The sequence below is a fragment of the Alkaliphilus pronyensis genome (genome assembly GCF_009017275.1).
GTDB classification, from domain to species: domain Bacteria; phylum Bacillota; class Clostridia; order Peptostreptococcales; family Natronincolaceae; genus Alkaliphilus_C; species Alkaliphilus_C pronyensis.
In genome coordinates, this window is sequence record NZ_WBZC01000014.1 from 1 (window position 1) to 15982 (window position 15982).

17 protein-coding genes are annotated in these 15982 nt (G+C 34.2%); all 17 read right to left on the reverse strand.

Annotation, left to right across the window (positions count from 1 at the left end; translation table 11 throughout):
• Positions 1–33: 33 nt before the first annotated feature.
• The gene (gene pyrH / locus F8154_RS04845) at positions 34–744 is read right to left on the reverse strand and encodes a UMP kinase (RefSeq protein WP_151860476.1); all 711 of its coding nucleotides are present in this window, start codon (positions 742–744) and stop codon (positions 34–36) included.
• Positions 745–939: 195 nt separating this feature from the next.
• On the reverse strand, positions 940–1587 hold the full coding sequence (gene tsf, locus F8154_RS04850; protein WP_151860477.1) for a translation elongation factor Ts: 648 nt from the start codon (positions 1585–1587) through the stop codon (positions 940–942).
• A gap of 79 nt (positions 1588–1666) precedes the next feature.
• Positions 1667–2368 carry a 30S ribosomal protein S2 gene (rpsB, locus tag F8154_RS04855; protein WP_151860478.1) on the reverse strand — a complete coding sequence of 234 codons (702 nt, stop codon included), beginning with the start codon at positions 2366–2368 and terminating at the stop codon, positions 1667–1669.
• Between the two features lie 174 nt (positions 2369–2542).
• Positions 2543–3058, reverse strand: a complete 516-nt coding sequence (locus tag F8154_RS04860) for a hypothetical protein (RefSeq protein WP_192930168.1) — start codon at positions 3056–3058, stop codon at positions 2543–2545.
• Between the two features lie 38 nt (positions 3059–3096).
• Positions 3097–3558, reverse strand: coding sequence for a DUF6115 domain-containing protein (locus tag F8154_RS04865; RefSeq protein ID WP_151860480.1), 462 nt, complete (start codon positions 3556–3558; stop codon positions 3097–3099).
• Between the two features lie 10 nt (positions 3559–3568).
• The gene (locus tag F8154_RS04870) at positions 3569–3886 is read right to left on the reverse strand and encodes a hypothetical protein (RefSeq protein WP_151860481.1); all 318 of its coding nucleotides are present in this window, start codon (positions 3884–3886) and stop codon (positions 3569–3571) included.
• Between the two features lie 9 nt (positions 3887–3895).
• Positions 3896–5743: a FapA family protein gene (locus F8154_RS04875; RefSeq protein ID WP_151860482.1), complete on the reverse strand. Its 1848-nt coding sequence runs from the start codon at positions 5741–5743 to the stop codon at positions 3896–3898.
• Positions 5744–5785: 42 nt separating this feature from the next.
• A complete protein-coding gene (locus F8154_RS04880) occupies positions 5786–6508 on the reverse strand; it encodes a FliA/WhiG family RNA polymerase sigma factor (protein WP_151860483.1) in 723 nt (240 codons plus the stop codon).
• A 30-nt stretch (positions 6509–6538) separates the two neighbouring features.
• Positions 6539–7027, reverse strand: coding sequence for a chemotaxis protein CheD (locus tag F8154_RS04885; protein WP_151860484.1), 489 nt, complete (start codon positions 7025–7027; stop codon positions 6539–6541).
• Between the two features lies 1 nt (position 7028).
• Complete coding sequence (locus F8154_RS04890; protein ID WP_151860485.1) at positions 7029–7646, reverse strand: chemotaxis protein CheC; 618 nt, start codon at positions 7644–7646, stop codon at positions 7029–7031.
• A gap of 16 nt (positions 7647–7662) precedes the next feature.
• On the reverse strand, positions 7663–8112 hold the full coding sequence (locus tag F8154_RS04895; protein WP_151860486.1) for a chemotaxis protein CheW: 450 nt from the start codon (positions 8110–8112) through the stop codon (positions 7663–7665).
• Positions 8113–8124: 12 nt separating this feature from the next.
• A complete protein-coding gene (locus tag F8154_RS04900) occupies positions 8125–10155 on the reverse strand; it encodes a chemotaxis protein CheA (protein WP_151860487.1) in 2031 nt (676 codons plus the stop codon).
• Positions 10156–11229, reverse strand: coding sequence for a protein-glutamate methylesterase/protein-glutamine glutaminase (locus tag F8154_RS04905; protein WP_151860488.1), 1074 nt, complete (start codon positions 11227–11229; stop codon positions 10156–10158).
• 1 nt (position 11230) lies between these two features.
• A complete protein-coding gene (locus F8154_RS04910) occupies positions 11231–11878 on the reverse strand; it encodes a flagellar brake protein (RefSeq protein WP_151860489.1) in 648 nt (215 codons plus the stop codon).
• A 13-nt stretch (positions 11879–11891) separates the two neighbouring features.
• Entirely contained in the window at positions 11892–12776 is an 885-nt protein-coding gene (locus F8154_RS04915; protein WP_151860490.1) for a MinD/ParA family protein, read from the reverse strand.
• Between the two features lies 1 nt (position 12777).
• On the reverse strand, positions 12778–13944 hold the full coding sequence (flhF, locus tag F8154_RS04920; RefSeq protein WP_151860491.1) for a flagellar biosynthesis protein FlhF: 1167 nt from the start codon (positions 13942–13944) through the stop codon (positions 12778–12780).
• Entirely contained in the window at positions 13944–15971 is a 2028-nt protein-coding gene (gene flhA / locus F8154_RS04925; RefSeq protein WP_151860492.1) for a flagellar biosynthesis protein FlhA, read from the reverse strand. Before flhA ends, flhF begins: the two co-directional genes overlap by 1 nt.
• Positions 15972–15982: the final 11 nt, after the last annotated feature.

Below are 15982 nucleotides of genomic sequence, written 5' to 3' on the forward strand. Positions count from 1 at the left end.
CAAATGCCTAATAATTTTAATATAAATTAATTGCTAGCTATTTATGTATGTACCTATCGCTTCTCCTAAAACAACCTTTTTTATGTTTTGCGGCTTATCTATTCCAAAAACCTTAATTGGTATTCTATTATCCATGCATAGTGATGTAGCAGTTGAATCCATCACCTTAAGCCCCAGCTTTAACACGTCTAAGTAGGTCAATTGATTAAACTTTTTGGCTGCTGGATTAATTTGGGGGTCGGAATCATAAACAGCATCAACTTTTTTTGCTAGTAATATAACCTCTGCTTCAATTTCAGCTGCCCTTAAGGCCGCTGTAGTATCAGTAGAAAAATATGGATTTCCTGTACCTGCTGCAAATATTATTACACGTCCCTTTTCTAAATGTCTTATGGCTCTTCTCCTAATATATGGCTCTGCAATTTGTCTCATTTCAATTGCTGTTTGAACTCTGGTTAGAACGTCTATGTTCTCCAAGGCATCCTGTAGGGCTAAACCATTAATAACTGTAGCCAACATTCCCATATAGTCGGCTGTTGTTCTATCCATTCCTTCACCGCTTCTACCTCGCCAAAAGTTACCTCCACCAACTACTATGGCCACCTCCACTCCCATGGCTAAAATTTCCTTTACCTCTTTAGCTATATTATTGATGGTATCGGTATCTAATCCGAAGCCTTGCTTCCCTGCTAAAGCTTCACCACTTACTTTTAATAACACCCTCTTATATATAGGTTTGGCCATTTGAATCCTCCATTCTAATCTATTATTTCTACAAGCATAGTAAAAATCCTTTATTTGCCTTTAAAATCCATTTACTTATTGTCACCTTAGAATAAAAAAAAATTCAAAAAAGCTTTAAACTCATTCTTTATTATAAAGGAGAACACCACTGTGTTCTCCTCAGATTATAGACAAAGTTTTAAATTGGTAGACTAATTATTGTCCTAATTGCTTTGCTACCTCTTCGGCAAAGTTTTCCTCTTTCTTTTCTAAGCCTTCACCTACTTCGAATCTAACAAATCTTCTTATAGAAATGTTTTCTCCAATTTTTGATATTTTTTCTGTTAAAAGATCTTTTACAGTAATATCAGGATTTTTTACAAAGGGTTGTTCTAACAAGCAAACTTCCTTATAGTATTTTTCAATTCTGCCTTCAACCATTTTATCTACAATCTTTTCTGGCTTTCCTTCATTTAAAGCTTGTTTTCTAAGGATATCCTTCTCTTTTTCAATATTATCTGTAGGAACCTCTTCCCTCTTAACATATAATGGGTTAGAAGCAGCAATCTGCATAGCTACGTCCCTAACAAAATCTTTGAACTCTTGATTTTTGGCAACAAAATCAGTTTCTGAATTGACTTCTACTAATACACCAATTCGGCCACCATGTATGTATGATTCCACCAAACCCTCAGCTGCAATTCTACCAGATTTCTTTGCAACTGCAGCTAGACCTTTTTCCCTTAATACCTCAATAGCTTTTTCCATATCACCATTTGTATCAGATAAAGCCTTCTTACAATCCATCATGCCTGCTCCGGTTTTTTCTCTTAGTTCCTTTACCATACCTGCAGTTATACTCATATATACATCCTCCTCTTTAAATATAATAAAGGTAAGGGAGCAAGGGACAACCCCTTTCAACCCTTACCTAGCTTTCCATCTATTCTTCTACAGTTTGCTCTCCTTGCTTACCTTCTAGCACTGCATTGGCCATTGTAGCAGTAAGTAATTTAACGGCTCTAATTGCATCATCGTTACCTGGTATAACGTAGTCGACCTCATCTGGATCACAATTAGTATCTACAATTGAGATAACTGGTATACCAATTTTATGGGCTTCTTTGATTGCAATTCTTTCTTTTCTTGGATCTACTACGAAAAGGGCTTCTGGTAGCTCAGTCATGTTCTTAATTCCACCTAAGAATTTTTCAAGTCTTTCCATTTCATGTCTAAGCTTTATAACTTCCTTCTTTGGTAGAACATCAAAGGTACCATCTTCCTCCATTTTCTCTAGCTCATGTAACCTATCAATTCTATTCTTGATAGTTTTATAGTTAGTTAACATACCACCTAACCATCTTTGATTTACGTAATACATACCACATCTTTTTGCTTCTTCTTCTATGGCCTCTTGAGCTTGTTTTTTTGTCCCAACAAAAAGAACATTTTTTCCTTCAGCTGCAATTTCCTTCATGATGTTGTAGGCTTCTTCCACCTTTTTTACAGTCTTTTGAAGGTCAATAATATAAATACCATTTCTTTCTGTGAAGATATACTCTGCCATTTTGGGATTCCATCTTCTTGTTTGATGTCCAAAATGAACACCTGCTTCTAAAAGTTGTTTCATTGAAATTACTGACATTAACAGACACCTCCTATAGTTATTCCTCCATCCCTTTCATTCCTATTCAGAACCATTGGCACTGCTGAATAGGTCAAAGGATGTGTGTTTTAATCACCTCTAGTATTTTATCATAGAGTTATTTACAAAAGCAACAATTTTTTTATGATTTCTTAAGATTTTTGCTAATTGTTACTATTCTAGGCTGGTAACATTGGTTAATATACTTATTATATCATCATAGCTGCTATCTACTGGTATTTTTTTATATCCAATTCTAAACTTAGTTGTAACCTTTTTTTTAATAGAGTAATTTAAAAAATCTTCTTCACTTTCTATAGCTCCGATATCTAATAAAACACCTGCAATTTCTTGACTATTCATACCTTTAGTAATATATATCTCATAGTAATCCTGTTCAATAGTCTCATCAGTTTCTACACTATTATTGTTGGCTTTGTTGTTGCCTTGCTGATTATTATTAACCTCTTCTTCATTATTATTGTCAGCATATTCTTCCCTATTAATACCTACACCTTCTTTATTTTTTTTAGTATTATCATGAGAATAAGAATTTTTTAAATTAGCAATGGTTGCCTCTAATTCATTTTGCTTCTGATTATATAAGTTAATAGATGATTGCTGTTCATTATTAGAAAAAACAATATTAAAGGAGGCAGCCAGTATCATTCCAACTCCTATTCCTATCATTAAACTGTATAGACAAAATTTTTTCAAGTGTATTCACCTCACTTCACCAGTTTTATTACCATTTCTATTTCCCTAATGCTTTTATTAAGCTTTCTGGCTATTTCATCGGGTGAATTACCCTCTTGGTGTAACCTGATAATATCTGTATTTTTCTGAGTAAATATATTATAATTTAGCTTTTGATTAAAGGGCTCAACTTCTTTTTGACCTGTATCATTATTAGAAGCTCCTTTGCTAAGACTATTTCTATTTAAGTCATTATATAAACTAAATAAAGTAGAAATATCCTCCTTGATTATACCCATATCACCTTTAAGCCCTTCCAGTTCATGTATTACTACCTGTTGCAATTCTAGCTCCTGATCCTTAATGTTTTGTAGATGAATAATTGAGCTATTGTAATGATTATCAGGCTCTTGATTATTACTTCTCATTACAATTAGTAATGCTATTAATATAATAATGCTACCGGCAATAATAATAATAGTATTGTAATCCATAATGCACCTCTTATATCATAATATCTAGCTTTTGACCTATACCAGAATCCTTATCCAACTGCTTTTTAATTTCAGATTTTTGCCTTTTTCTTTTTTTCTCCTGCTGTCTACCCTTTGATTTTTCTTCTTTATTTCTTTGGTTAATTGCTTTATGCTGGGCTTCTTCAGTATTTTTAGTTTTTTGAAGATTTTTATTTACTTCAGCTTCAAGCTTGTTCTCATTATAATGATTAATATCCTTATGTCGGTGGAAATCATTTTGCTTGTCCCTTGATTCTCTAACAGTATTTGCATAAGTTAAATGAAAATCTATAGGCTTAACCGACATTTATTTCCCCTACCTTTCATATGGACCAATTGTTACATCGCCTTCCTTTTTATATAAGGTGCAATTTTGAGCCTCATCGTTAAAATGTCTAGTGGCATTTAAAATTGTTACTTTTACCCCTGGATATATTGTATCTGATACGTGTACCTTACCTCTTGAGGCGCTATGTATTTTTGCCTCTAGTAAGTTATAGCTTTCAACTAGCTTTTCATGCTTATTTAGTAAAAATTCATAGGTTTTTATTGACTTTACGTATACTTCCTGCTTAGACTTTGGCAGCTGAGAGGTTTTAGATATGCGTGATAACAGGTCTATTGTCTTTTTAAGATTAGATAAGTTCTTCTCTAACTCATTTCTTTCAATTCTCATTTCCTCTAACTTAGCTCTTTCTTCTGGGTCAGCTCCTACTTCAATTTTAGTAATGGTACCCATATGTGATCCAATGGTTTTTGTTCTTAGCTCTTCACCAGCCTTAATATCTCCACCAACTACAAGGGACTTCTTTCCAGTTAATAAAATTTTTCCCTTTGTAAACACCTCACTATGTAGAATACAATCGGCCTGTAGGTTTCCATTGCATTTTATTTTAGCATTTTCAATATACTTTGCTATAAGATTACCATTGCATTCTAAATAGCATTGATAGTTTCCTTGAACTCCTCTATTTAGTAAAATATCTCCCTTAGCAATAAGGGTAGCACCTTCTACTACACCGTGAACTTCAATATTTCCCTCTGCCCTAATAACAAATCCTGATTTAACGTTTCCTTTAACTACAACAGAACCGTTAAAGTTTATATTCCCAGTTGAGTTATCAACATTTCCAATGATATTATAAACTTCACTAACGGTAATTTTACCGTCTTCTATGCTAACTTGTCCATCTGTTGAGGAATAAAGCTTCAAGCTATCTTCACCTTCTACAGTGTTTTTTCCAGCCTTATATCTTGCTTCTTTACCCTGCTTAGGTTTAAGCTCTCTACCCATAACATCGTATCCAATTACCCCTTCAGTAGGTGGTATAATTTCTGCTAGTAAATCACCCTTCTTTACGTTCTTAACCAAATTCAAGGTTTTGTGATCTACAGTTCCGTCCTCCAACACAACTGGTTTAAATACTTTACTTGTATCAAAATGATAAATAACTTTACCATCAATTCCATTAACAGGGTCTTTTCCTCTAGCAATAGGTACAAACACCTCTGTTAACTTGTTATTAATTAAATATAATAATTGCTCGTCACTAATTCCGTATTTAATACCATATTGGTCTATTTCCTCCTTTAGGGAGTCCAGTGTAAAGAACTTACCACCTAGGGCATTAGTTAAAGCAATTCTTGCCTCCATACGGTCTTTACTAATATCGTATTTAACAGTACTATCTATAAGATTTTCTTCTTGGGGAGGGGCAATTAAAACGCCACACATGCTTTCCTTTACTGCCATGGTTATTTTGAGTATATCATAATCAGTAACCTTCTTTTCCTTTACGTATTGGGCTATATCGTCGATTAAGCTTTGCTCATTTCCTTTACTCCTATCTGTTACATCAAGATAAACTCCATCTTCTCTATAGTCTATATTAAATGCAGTAGCGTTACTAGAGTTATCCATAAGGCTATTTTCGTCTATTAAAGCCTCAATATCTTTATTGATAACAGCATCAGGTGTAACTTCTTCAGTTGAATCCTTTGGAGTTATCTTTATTTTAATGTAGCCTTTTTTAAATAGAAATCCCTTCTTCTCTTCAATGATGACTACATCAACTTCCTCCTTTGTTAAGTCAAGTTGATTTAAGCCCCTGTCCAATGCCTCATCATAGTCTACGCCTTCAATTATAATTGCTTGCTCTTCCATCCTATAACCCCCTTTGTAACTGAAAAAACTGTTAACACTTTATTATGCTAGCTTCCCCTTTAGTCTTGAGATTGCCTTTGAATGGAGCTGTGAAACTCTAGACTCAGAAATATTTAAAATAGCACCTATTTCTTTATAGGTTAATTCTTCATAATAGTATAATGAAATAACCTGCCTTTCTCTTTCTGGTAGCTGATCTATGGTATTTTTTAGTACATCCTTTATTTCCTTACCACACACGATGTTTTCAGGAATATTGTCTGCTTCATCTGATATAGTTTTTATATTTGTTTCTGTTAATTGCTCCTCTAAGGAAACAACATTTAAGTTATGAATTTGCTGAAGAATAGTATAAAACTCCTTTAAGCCTACTCCTAATTCCGCTGCCACCTCTTTATCTGTAACGCTTCTTCCAAAATTATTCTCCAGCCTTCTAAAGACGGCATCCACCTCTTTAGCTTTTTGTCTAATAGATCTAGGTATCCAGTCTAGGCTTCTTAAGTGATCTACTATTGCACCACGTATTCTAATTTGAGCATAGGTTTCAAATTTAACGTTTTTGTCTAGTTCAAATTTTTCAATTGCATCTAATAGGCCGAATACTCCATAGCTTACTAAATCCTCATATTCAACATTACTACCATAAGTAGTAGAGAGTCGACCAGCAACAATTTTAACAAGCTCGATATATGTCTCAATTAAACGATGCTTAGCATCAGTATCATTATTCTTTTTATATTTTTGCCATAGGCTTAAGTAATCCATAATTAACCTCCTGGCTAGTATGAAAAGCCACTAAATTGTTTTTAAACCGAATCCTATTGTTTTAACTAGTAAATCACCTGTTTCAGAGTAAAACTCAATGGTTCTTCCATGGTTTCCCCCAGTATCCTCTGCTAAAATGTCTATTTTATATAATTCTAATATTTCTTTTGTAGCAATAACATTTCTATAGCCAATTTTCATTAAATCTCCACCATTATTACCGAATGAAAACATTTGTGCTCCTCCAGTAATTTTTGCCTTTAGTCTAGCTGTAGAAGCTCCCCTCTTAACCATCTCTTTAATTAATAGATCAATGGCAGTATCGGCAAATTTTGCTAAATTAGAGTTGTTTTTAATTTGTGTACTTGAGGGTAGCATTATATGGGCAAGACCAGCAATTTTCTTCTGCTTGTCATATAATGCTATACCTACACATGAACCCAATCCAAGAGTCGTTAGTATATGTGGTTCTTCAACCACTTGTAAATCTGCCATTCCAACTTTTATCACTTTTTGCATTTTAGCTATACACTCCTAAACTCTGCAATAGTTTGTCAAAGGACTTGCTATCTGGTATTAGGAAGAAATTACCTTTAACCTGGTTACTACCTTCCTTTAGTAGAGTTTCAATTAAAACTATTTTATCACTTGTTTGCGAAAACTGTATTGCTGGTACACTTAATATTGCTCCTGCCATATCAATACACAGGGATGGTACTGATAGCTTTATTTTTAATCCTGTTAGTGCAGATAAAGATGAAATATAGGAGCCAGATAGAATATTACCTACTTCCTGCAGAGCAGAGCGATCCATTTCATCTAATTCCTCTGAGCCGTCTTCTCTACCCATAAGGATGCTTGTTAATATCTTGGATGATGCAATATCTAATAAAAACATTATATTGCCTGTTATGTCACCTTCTACCTCAAAGTATATGCCTGCCACCACCATTTCTTCACCACCAAGAATAGCAGCAACATCTTCAAAGGCTAAAATCTGTACAATGGGAACATCCATATCTATACGCTTATTAATCATTTTAGCTAGGGCAGATGCAGCATTACCAGAGCCAATGTTACCTATTTCACGAAGCACATCAAGGTGTAGATTGTTTAAGTCTTCAATAGTAAATGTCATGGTTGGCATCACCTACCTATTCTGATAAATCAATATCCAATATTTTAAGTATATCAACTATAATAATCATACGATCTTCAACCTTTCCGATTCCACTTATATAGTCGTCTTCAAAGGTGTTTACAAAATTAGAGGTGTTGTCGATTGTATCCTTATCAATGGTTAAAACTTCAGATGAGCTGTCAACTAATATACCCAGCATAATCTCCTCTACCGATAAAATTATTATTCTTGTTTCAGGAGTTATAGGGCTTTCATTGAACTTAAATCGTTTGACTAAATCAACAACAGGTACAACCTCCCCCCTTAAATTAATAACTCCCTTTACGTAATGGGGTGCATTAGGAACTCTTGTTACTTCAGATACCTTTTCTATAGTCTCCACATAGGAAATAGGTATCCCATAATTCTCACTATTAAGCTTAAATATAACATATTGGTTGTTTTTTTCCGTATTAGTATTCAAATGGTTCACCCCCTAAAAAAATGAATTGGTATCTACTATTAACGCAACAGATCCGTTACCTAAAATTGTTGCTCCTGCAATTCCCTTGACATTTGATAAATACTTACCAAGTGACTTAATTACTATTTCCTGTTGACCGATTAGGTGATCAACTACAATACCCGCAGTCTTTTCTCCCTTTTTAACAATAACCACTATATAGTCCTCTGCTTCATTTTGATTAGCCTCTACCTGTAATAAGCTAGATAGCCTTAAAATTGGCAGTGTGTTATTTCTATATAATACAACCTCATTATTTTGAACTCTTCTAATTGTCCTTTGAGATATAGTAGTAATTTCCTTTATTGTGTTTAAGGGTATTGCATATTTCTCTGGTCCAACATTAACAAGTAATGCTTGTATAATAGCCAGTGTTAATGGTAGCCTGATAATAAACTTAGTTCCTTCTCCCCTTCTATTGTCAACCTCTACAACTCCACCCAGTGATTCAATTTTAGTTTTTACAACGTCTAAGCCTACGCCTCTACCAGAGATATCAGTTATTTTGTTTACGGTACTGAAGCCAGGATTAAATAATAGATTTATAGCCTCAATATCATCCATAATCAGGCTTTGCTGTTGAGTAATTAATCCACGCTCTATACCCTTAGCCTTAACCCTGTCTATATCAATCCCTTTACCATCATCCTCTACTTCAATTACAACACTGTTTCCATCGGGATAAGCGATAAGCTTTACTGTTCCATTCTTAGATTTACCTGCAACTAATCTTACATCTGGCTCTTCTATTCCGTGGTCTATAGAGTTTCTAATTAAATGGATTAGTGGATCCCCTATTTCATCAATAACTGTTCTGTCTACTTCTGTTTCTTCACCCTTCATTATTAGAGATATTTCTTTGCCTAGGTCCTTAGCTAAATCTCTAACCATTCTTGGGAATCTATTAAACACTCTTTCTATTGGAACCATCCTCACCTTCATTACTGCATCATGTAGGCTGGTTGTTATTCTTTCTAAATATTCTATTGCTTCATGCATACTTTGACCATTGCCTGAGTCATCAATATCTTCAAGCCTAGTCTTTATTATAATTAACTCACTAACTAAATTCATTAGATTATCTAGTCTGTCTATGTCAACCCTTACAGTCTTACCAGTTTTAGCTTTTCTGCCTTTGCTTTCATCTGCTGCTTTATTGGTTAACTGCTGTTCAACTATGCTGTTTTCATGTAATAGCTCATTAGGTGCTATTTCCCTTTCTTTTTCTTCCTTTACTATTATGTTTCCTTTAAGGTCTATAATTTCTATAGATTCTATTTCCGGTATATTGCTTAGTTCCTTCTTTAAGATGCTGTTATCTGATTTTGTTACCACAACAAGCTCAAAGCTTAAATCAAATCTTTCATCTTCAATGTCTTCGATACTTGGATTTGAGTGAACAATCTCTGTCAGCTTTTCTAAATTATTAATTATAATATAAGCTCTAGCAGATTTCAGCATACACTTTTTATCTAATGTAATCTTTATAAAATAAGCATTAAGCTCCTGCTGTAAAGCCTTTTTAATAACACTATGTACATATTCGTCCAATTGAAGATTCATTTTCTCTTGATTAAATTCCTTAGCCTCTGCTTTAGGTGGAGCTTCTTTGCTTACGGTTCCCTTGAGCCTTAAGTCCTCAAGCTTTTTCACTATTTCACTAGATGTATTTTCTCCTTCAACGCCATTGCTTTCAATCTCGCCAATATATCCCTCAAGCTCATCAAAACAAAGAAATAGTAGATCAATTATACTGGTACTCATTTTTAACTCACCACTTCTAACTAAATGAAGTGCGCTTTCCATTTCATGGGTTAATCGAGCTAAATTTTGAAAGCCCATTGTGCTGGCCATTCCCTTTAAAGTGTGGGCAATTCTAAAAATCTCATTTAGCTTGCTAATTTCTTCCGGATCATTTTCCATTTGTAGAAGTATCTGATTCATGTTTTGTAAATGTTCCTTTGATTCCTCAATAAAAATATCCAAATATTGATTCATATCCATTTATAGCACCTCCAACCTATTTATTATTGCTTTTGCAATTTTATTTAATGGTAGAATATCATCTACAATACCAGCCTTAACAGCACTTTTAGGCATACCATAAACAACACAGCTTTCTTCATCTTGGGCTAAAATTGGTGATTTTTTAGAATCCTTTAACTCTCTTAATCCATTTGTTCCATCTGAACCCATACCAGTCATTATAACAGCTAACACCTTCTCATTATCTAGCTTAGAAACTGAACTAAATAGTACATCGGCTGATGGTCTGTGTCCCGATACAGGTTGAGTTTTGTCTAATTTAATAAAACATCTATTACCCTTAGTTTTTTCAACTGCCATATGAAAATCTCCTGGTGCTATGTAGGCAACTCCAGGTAGAAGCTCCTCTTTATCCTCTGCCTCTTTAACTTTAATTTGAGATATTGTGTCTAGCCTTTCAGCTAATGATCGTGTAAAGCCAGGTGGCATATGCTGAACTATGAGAATTGATGCATTAATGCTTGCTGGTAATAGTGGAAGTATAGCCTGTAGAGCCCTGGGACCACCGGTAGATGTTCCTATAGCTATAATACTGCTTGATATGTTATTGCCTCTTTCTACTTGACTTTTTAAGGTAAAGCTTTTTATTGCTACCCCCGTATTTCTTTTTTTCTCGAGCTTAGCCTTAGAAGCAGCTTTAATCTTGAAAATCACTTCATTTTTTAAGGTTTCTGCATTAACACCAAATACACTTGATGGTTTTTCTATAAAATCTACTGCCCCTAGCTCCAATGCAGTTATAGCAGATTTGGCTCCGTCAGAGGTGAGGCTACTGAGCATTACAACTGGTATTGGATTTTTTTTCATAATTAGTTCAAGGGATAAAATTCCATTCATTACTGGCATCTCTACATCCATTGTAACTACATCTGGCTGTAATACAGCAATTTTTTCAATAGCATCCTTACCATTTCTTGCAAACCCAACAACTTTAAGGTCTGGGTCACTATTTATGATATCAGTCAATATTTTTCTAATAAAGGCTGAATCATCTACTATCAAGACTTTTATTGGGTCTGTTTTTTCTGTCATTCTAAATCAATCCTTTTTTTCGAAGTAATCTCTGTCTTTCAAATAAGAAAGATATTATTTTATTTCTAACACTTTCGCTTATATCCTTAAACCTTACTCCTAGTTCATACTCATTAGTAATAGGATCCTTTATTGAACGTATTACCTCCCCAACAGTTGTAACACGTACACCATCCTTCAGGTTAACATGACATTCAAGAATTTCGCCTTCTTTAAACTCTGCTTTACTAACTAGCTTCATTCCACCACCACTTAAATCCTTAACAATACATTCACATTTAGCTTCTTCCTCAAGTCTACCTACAAATGCATTTAAAATTATATCTAGTCTAAAGAAATATCTTCGTTGAATTCTTTCTGGTTGTGAAATTGGTTCGACAGCATATATTACAATTCTACTTTGTACTTTATATCTTATTTCGGCAACAAACCTGAATATTCCTTTTTCTTCTCTATAAAAAATAATCTTAATTTGCTGTCCCTCCAAAAGTGGATAGGGTATACCCCTTTTTATTGGGTTAGTTATATGCAAAAGATTATTTTTTATATCAATCAGTTGGCTAACTATAAAGCTCTTATCATTATTCTTTTTATTCATTGGCTCAATTTCTATTTTTTCACCGACAATTAATTCACTAAATAAGTCCATAAGTGTCACCTCGCTATCTAAAAAGATTTATCACCTTACTAAAAAAGCCTTTTGTTGTAATTGACTCTTCCGTTTTCACATTATCGTTTATTAATTTAGCTGCAATCAATTCAACATTTTTACTTACAGTACTGTTGGGATATTGAAGTATAAAGGGGGTTTGTAGTTTAACTGACTTTGTTACCACTACATCATCTGAGATAAAGCCTAGCTTTTCTATTGATGTATTTAAAAACCTATCACATGCATTTTTAAGCTTTTCAAATGCTATCCTACCTTCACTTAAGCTCTCAACTCTATTAATTAATATTTTCAGTTTTTTCCCCTTTTCTTTACTGGCTATTGTTTTAATCATGGCATATGCATCTGTAATTGCAGTAGGCTCAGGAGTGCAAACCACAACAACCTCCTCTGCAGCTAATACAAATGACAATACGCCTCTTGAAAGACCAGCACCTGTATCTATTAAAATGACATCTGCATGATTGTTTAATCCTTGAAATTCCTCAATTAAGGATTTTAATCTATCCTGTGATAGATCTATAAGCTCAGTTATACCAGAGCCACCAGAAATAATTTTAATACCACTAGGTCCAGGAATCATTATATCTGTTAGCTCCCTTTTACCACTAATTACATCTGCTAAGGTATACTTTGGAACTACGCCTAATGCAATATCAATATTAGCAAGACCCAAATCGGCATCAAGTATTATAACTTTTTTGCTTTGCTTACTTAGGGCAATAGCTAAATTCAATGTGAAGTTGGTTTTTCCAACGCCGCCTTTTCCACTAGTTATGCATATTATCCTAGCTTGTTTTTCTATATTGCTTTCCTTTAAGTCCTTTGTCTTATTATTATAAATTAGTTCTCTTAGTTTAGCAGCTTGATCCTTCATTTTAAGCCTCCTTCATTAAAAGGCTTACTACTTTATCAACACTCATTATTTCAATATCGTCTGGAACACTTTGTCCAGTAGTAATATAGGAAATGGGTTTTTGTGTTTCTACTGCAGTATTAATTATTGTACCATAGGTGGTTGCCTCATCTATTTTTGTGAAAATAATTTTATAATTGTCTATGAAGCTATAGGTATTTATAATTTCCTTTATATCCTTATTCTTTGACGTACAGCTAACAACAAGGTAAGTTTCCTTTTCCATTACTTGATTTAGTAGTTCCTTTAATTCATCCACCTGCTTATGGTTTTTGTGACTCCTTCCAGCAGTGTCTATCATAATAATATCGTGAGATTTTAGTTTTTCTATAGCATCATGTATTTCATCTGGATTATAAATAACCTCTACTGGAATACTTAATATATCACTATAGGTTTTCAACTGCTCTACAGCAGCAATACGATAAGTATCGGCGCTAATAAATCCAATTTTTTTTCCCTCATTAATTGAGTAATGGGCTGCCAGCTTAGCAATGGTTGTTGTCTTACCCACACCTGTAGGTCCAACAAAAAATATCACCTTTGATGATGGCTTCTTATTATCAATGATGTAATGATCTACAATTTTCTTCAGTCTATTTATTAAGGCCTCTTTACTATCAATTATTTTATCTTCTCTAATGCTTTCGCTTAGCTGATTTAATATTTCTTCTAAAATATGATCTTCAATTTCATTATCCTTTAAGCAGCTATATATGTTGGCTAACTCTTTATTCTCTGTTCTTTTAATAATATCATTTATATCATCATTGTTTACCTTCTTTAAAACACTATATAGCATATCCTTTATTTCGAGTATTTCATCCTTTGCTACTGGCTTTATCGGCTGACTTTTATCAGGCTGCTTTTGCTCTACCCTTTCCCTTAAAACATCCTCTGGCTTTTTAATTAAGAATTCTTTAGGTTCTTTTTTGACTTCAATAGGCTTTGGAGCTTGGGTATCTTCAATTGCTGCTACCACTTCAATCATGGGCTTTTTAAAGTAGCCAAACAGCCCTTTTTGCTTAACCTTCTTTTGATGGAGTATAACAGCATCTGGTCCCAACTCTGCTCTGATCTTAATTATTGCCTCCCGATTATTATATACATAAAACTTTTTCACCTTCATTAAATATTCACCATCCCTATTGATTCGATTTCCACCGATGGATCTATTTCATTATAGGATAAAACTATTAGGTCTGAGGTTAATTGCTCAGTTAGTCTTTTAAAATATAGTCTTACAATCGGTGCTGTAATCACTATAGGCTGTTCACCCAAAGACATTAGTCTTTGTACATGTTGGGATAGATTCTTTAGTATTAATTGAATTATATCAGGATCTATAGATACATAGTTGCCCCGCTCTGTTTGCTGAATAGAGTCAATTATTTTTTGCTCTAGTCCTTGGTCAAGGGTTATTACCTTTGTAGGCTGATTGTTAATAAATTGCTTTGTTATAACCCTAGATAAGGCCTGTCTCACATATTCAGTAAGCATATCCGTATCTCTTGTTACTCCAGAATAGTCGGCAAGTGTTTCTAGTATTGTAACCATATTTCGTATTGAAACACCCTCCTTTAACAGGTTCCTTAATACCTTTTGTATTTCACCCAAGGAAAGCTGATTAGGGATTATTTCATCAACTAATGCTGAATTGCTTTCACGTACATTATCAACTAGCTTCTTAACCTCCTGCCTTCCTAGAAGCTCATGGGAGTGCTTTTTAATGATTTCCGTTAAGTGGGTAGCAATAATTGATGGGGGATCAACTACTGTAAAGCCAAGAATTTCTGCCTTCTCCCTCTCCTGCTCATCAATCCATTTAGCAGGCAATCCAAAGGCGGGCTCTATGGTATCAATACCCTCAACCTCACCTTCTGCTGAACCAGGATTCATAGCCAAGTAATGATCAAAAACTATCTCTCCACCGCTTATTTCTACACCTTTAATTTTAATAACATATTGGTTTGCCTCTAACTGGATATTATCCCTTAATCTAATCATAGGTACAATAATTCCAAGCTCCATAGCACACTGTCTTCTAATCATTACAAAGCGATCAAAAAGGTCGCCACCCTGGTTAGTATCTGCCAATGGTATAATACCATACCCAAACTCCAGCTCTATAGGATCAATGTTTAATAGAGGTAAAACATTTTCTGGTCTTCTCTTTTCTTCAGCATCATCCTGTGTTTCAGAGGCTATATCTTCAACCTCAGCTGCCTTAATGGCTTTTCTTAATTGAAAGCCTAGGTATAAAAATATTATAGATAATAGAAAGAATGGAAGTCTAGGTAATGGGGTTAGTCCTAAAGCAAACAATACTCCAGAGATTATAAACATTACCTTAGGCTGATTAAATAGCTGACTAAGCAGGTCACTGCCTAGGTTACCTTCAGAGGCTGCTCTAGTAACAACAATACCAGTGGCAGTAGATATTAAAAGTGCAGGAATCTGACTTGCAAGTCCATCTCCTACAGTTAATAATGTATATTTTTGAATTGCAGTAGCAAAGTCTAAGCCACCAAGCCATACACCTATAATTAAGCCTGCTATTATATTAATAATGGTAATAACTATACCAGCTATAGCATCTCCCTTTACAAACTTACTGGCACCATCCATTGAACCGTAGAAGTCTGATTCCCTCTGAATCTTTATTCTACGTTCTCTAGCCTCTCGATCGTCAATTAGTCCAGCATTTAAGTCTGCATCAATTGCCATCTGCTTACCAGGCATAGCATCAAGTGTAAATCTTGCTGCTACCTCTGCAACCCTTTCAGAACCCTTTGTAATTACTAGAAACTGAATAATTATAATAATTAAGAATACTATAAATCCAACAACTGCATTCCCCTGCATTACAAAATCTCCAAAGGTCTCAATAACGCTTCCTGCATTACCCTCTGATAATATGTACCTAGTTGTAGTGATATTTAAAGCTAATCTAAACAGGGTTGTTAGAAGTAGCAAAGAAGGAAAGATAGAAAATTGTAACGCTTCTTTGTTATACATTGCAATAATTAAAATTAGTAGAGCTAAGGATATATTAAAGCTAAGTAATACATCTAGGGCTCCTAAAGGTATGGGGATAATTATAATAATAACTAACGCTATAACTGCAAGTACAACAATTACATCTCCGAATTTCATCGACGGCCCCC

Coding starts and splice junctions, on each gene's coding strand:
- F8154_RS04870 (WP_151860481.1), bottom strand. CDS start 3,886: ATGTCGGTTAAGCCTATAGATTTTCATTTAACTTATGCAAATACTGTT.
- flhA (WP_151860492.1), bottom strand. CDS start 15,971: ATGAAATTCGGAGATGTAATTGTTGTACTTGCAGTTATAGCGTTAGTT.
- F8154_RS04915 (WP_151860490.1), bottom strand. CDS start 12,776: ATGAAGGATCAAGCTGCTAAACTAAGAGAACTAATTTATAATAATAAG.
- pyrH (WP_151860476.1), bottom strand. CDS start 744: ATGGCCAAACCTATATATAAGAGGGTGTTATTAAAAGTAAGTGGTGAA.
- F8154_RS04890 (WP_151860485.1), bottom strand. CDS start 7,646: ATGACATTTACTATTGAAGACTTAAACAATCTACACCTTGATGTGCTT.
- F8154_RS04905 (WP_151860488.1), bottom strand. CDS start 11,229: ATGACAGAAAAAACAGACCCAATAAAAGTCTTGATAGTAGATGATTCA.
- F8154_RS04860 (WP_192930168.1), bottom strand. CDS start 3,058: ATGATAGGAATAGGAGTTGGAATGATACTGGCTGCCTCCTTTAATATT.
- rpsB (WP_151860478.1), bottom strand. CDS start 2,368: ATGTCAGTAATTTCAATGAAACAACTTTTAGAAGCAGGTGTTCATTTT.
- flhF (WP_151860491.1), bottom strand. CDS start 13,944: ATGAAGGTGAAAAAGTTTTATGTATATAATAATCGGGAGGCAATAATT.
- tsf (WP_151860477.1), bottom strand. CDS start 1,587: ATGAGTATAACTGCAGGTATGGTAAAGGAACTAAGAGAAAAAACCGGA.
- F8154_RS04875 (WP_151860482.1), bottom strand. CDS start 5,743: ATGGAAGAGCAAGCAATTATAATTGAAGGCGTAGACTATGATGAGGCA.
- F8154_RS04900 (WP_151860487.1), bottom strand. CDS start 10,155: ATGGATATGAATCAATATTTGGATATTTTTATTGAGGAATCAAAGGAA.
- F8154_RS04910 (WP_151860489.1), bottom strand. CDS start 11,878: ATGGACTTATTTAGTGAATTAATTGTCGGTGAAAAAATAGAAATTGAG.
- F8154_RS04865 (WP_151860480.1), bottom strand. CDS start 3,558: ATGGATTACAATACTATTATTATTATTGCCGGTAGCATTATTATATTA.
- F8154_RS04880 (WP_151860483.1), bottom strand. CDS start 6,508: ATGGATTACTTAAGCCTATGGCAAAAATATAAAAAGAATAATGATACT.
- F8154_RS04885 (WP_151860484.1), bottom strand. CDS start 7,027: ATGCAAAAAGTGATAAAAGTTGGAATGGCAGATTTACAAGTGGTTGAA.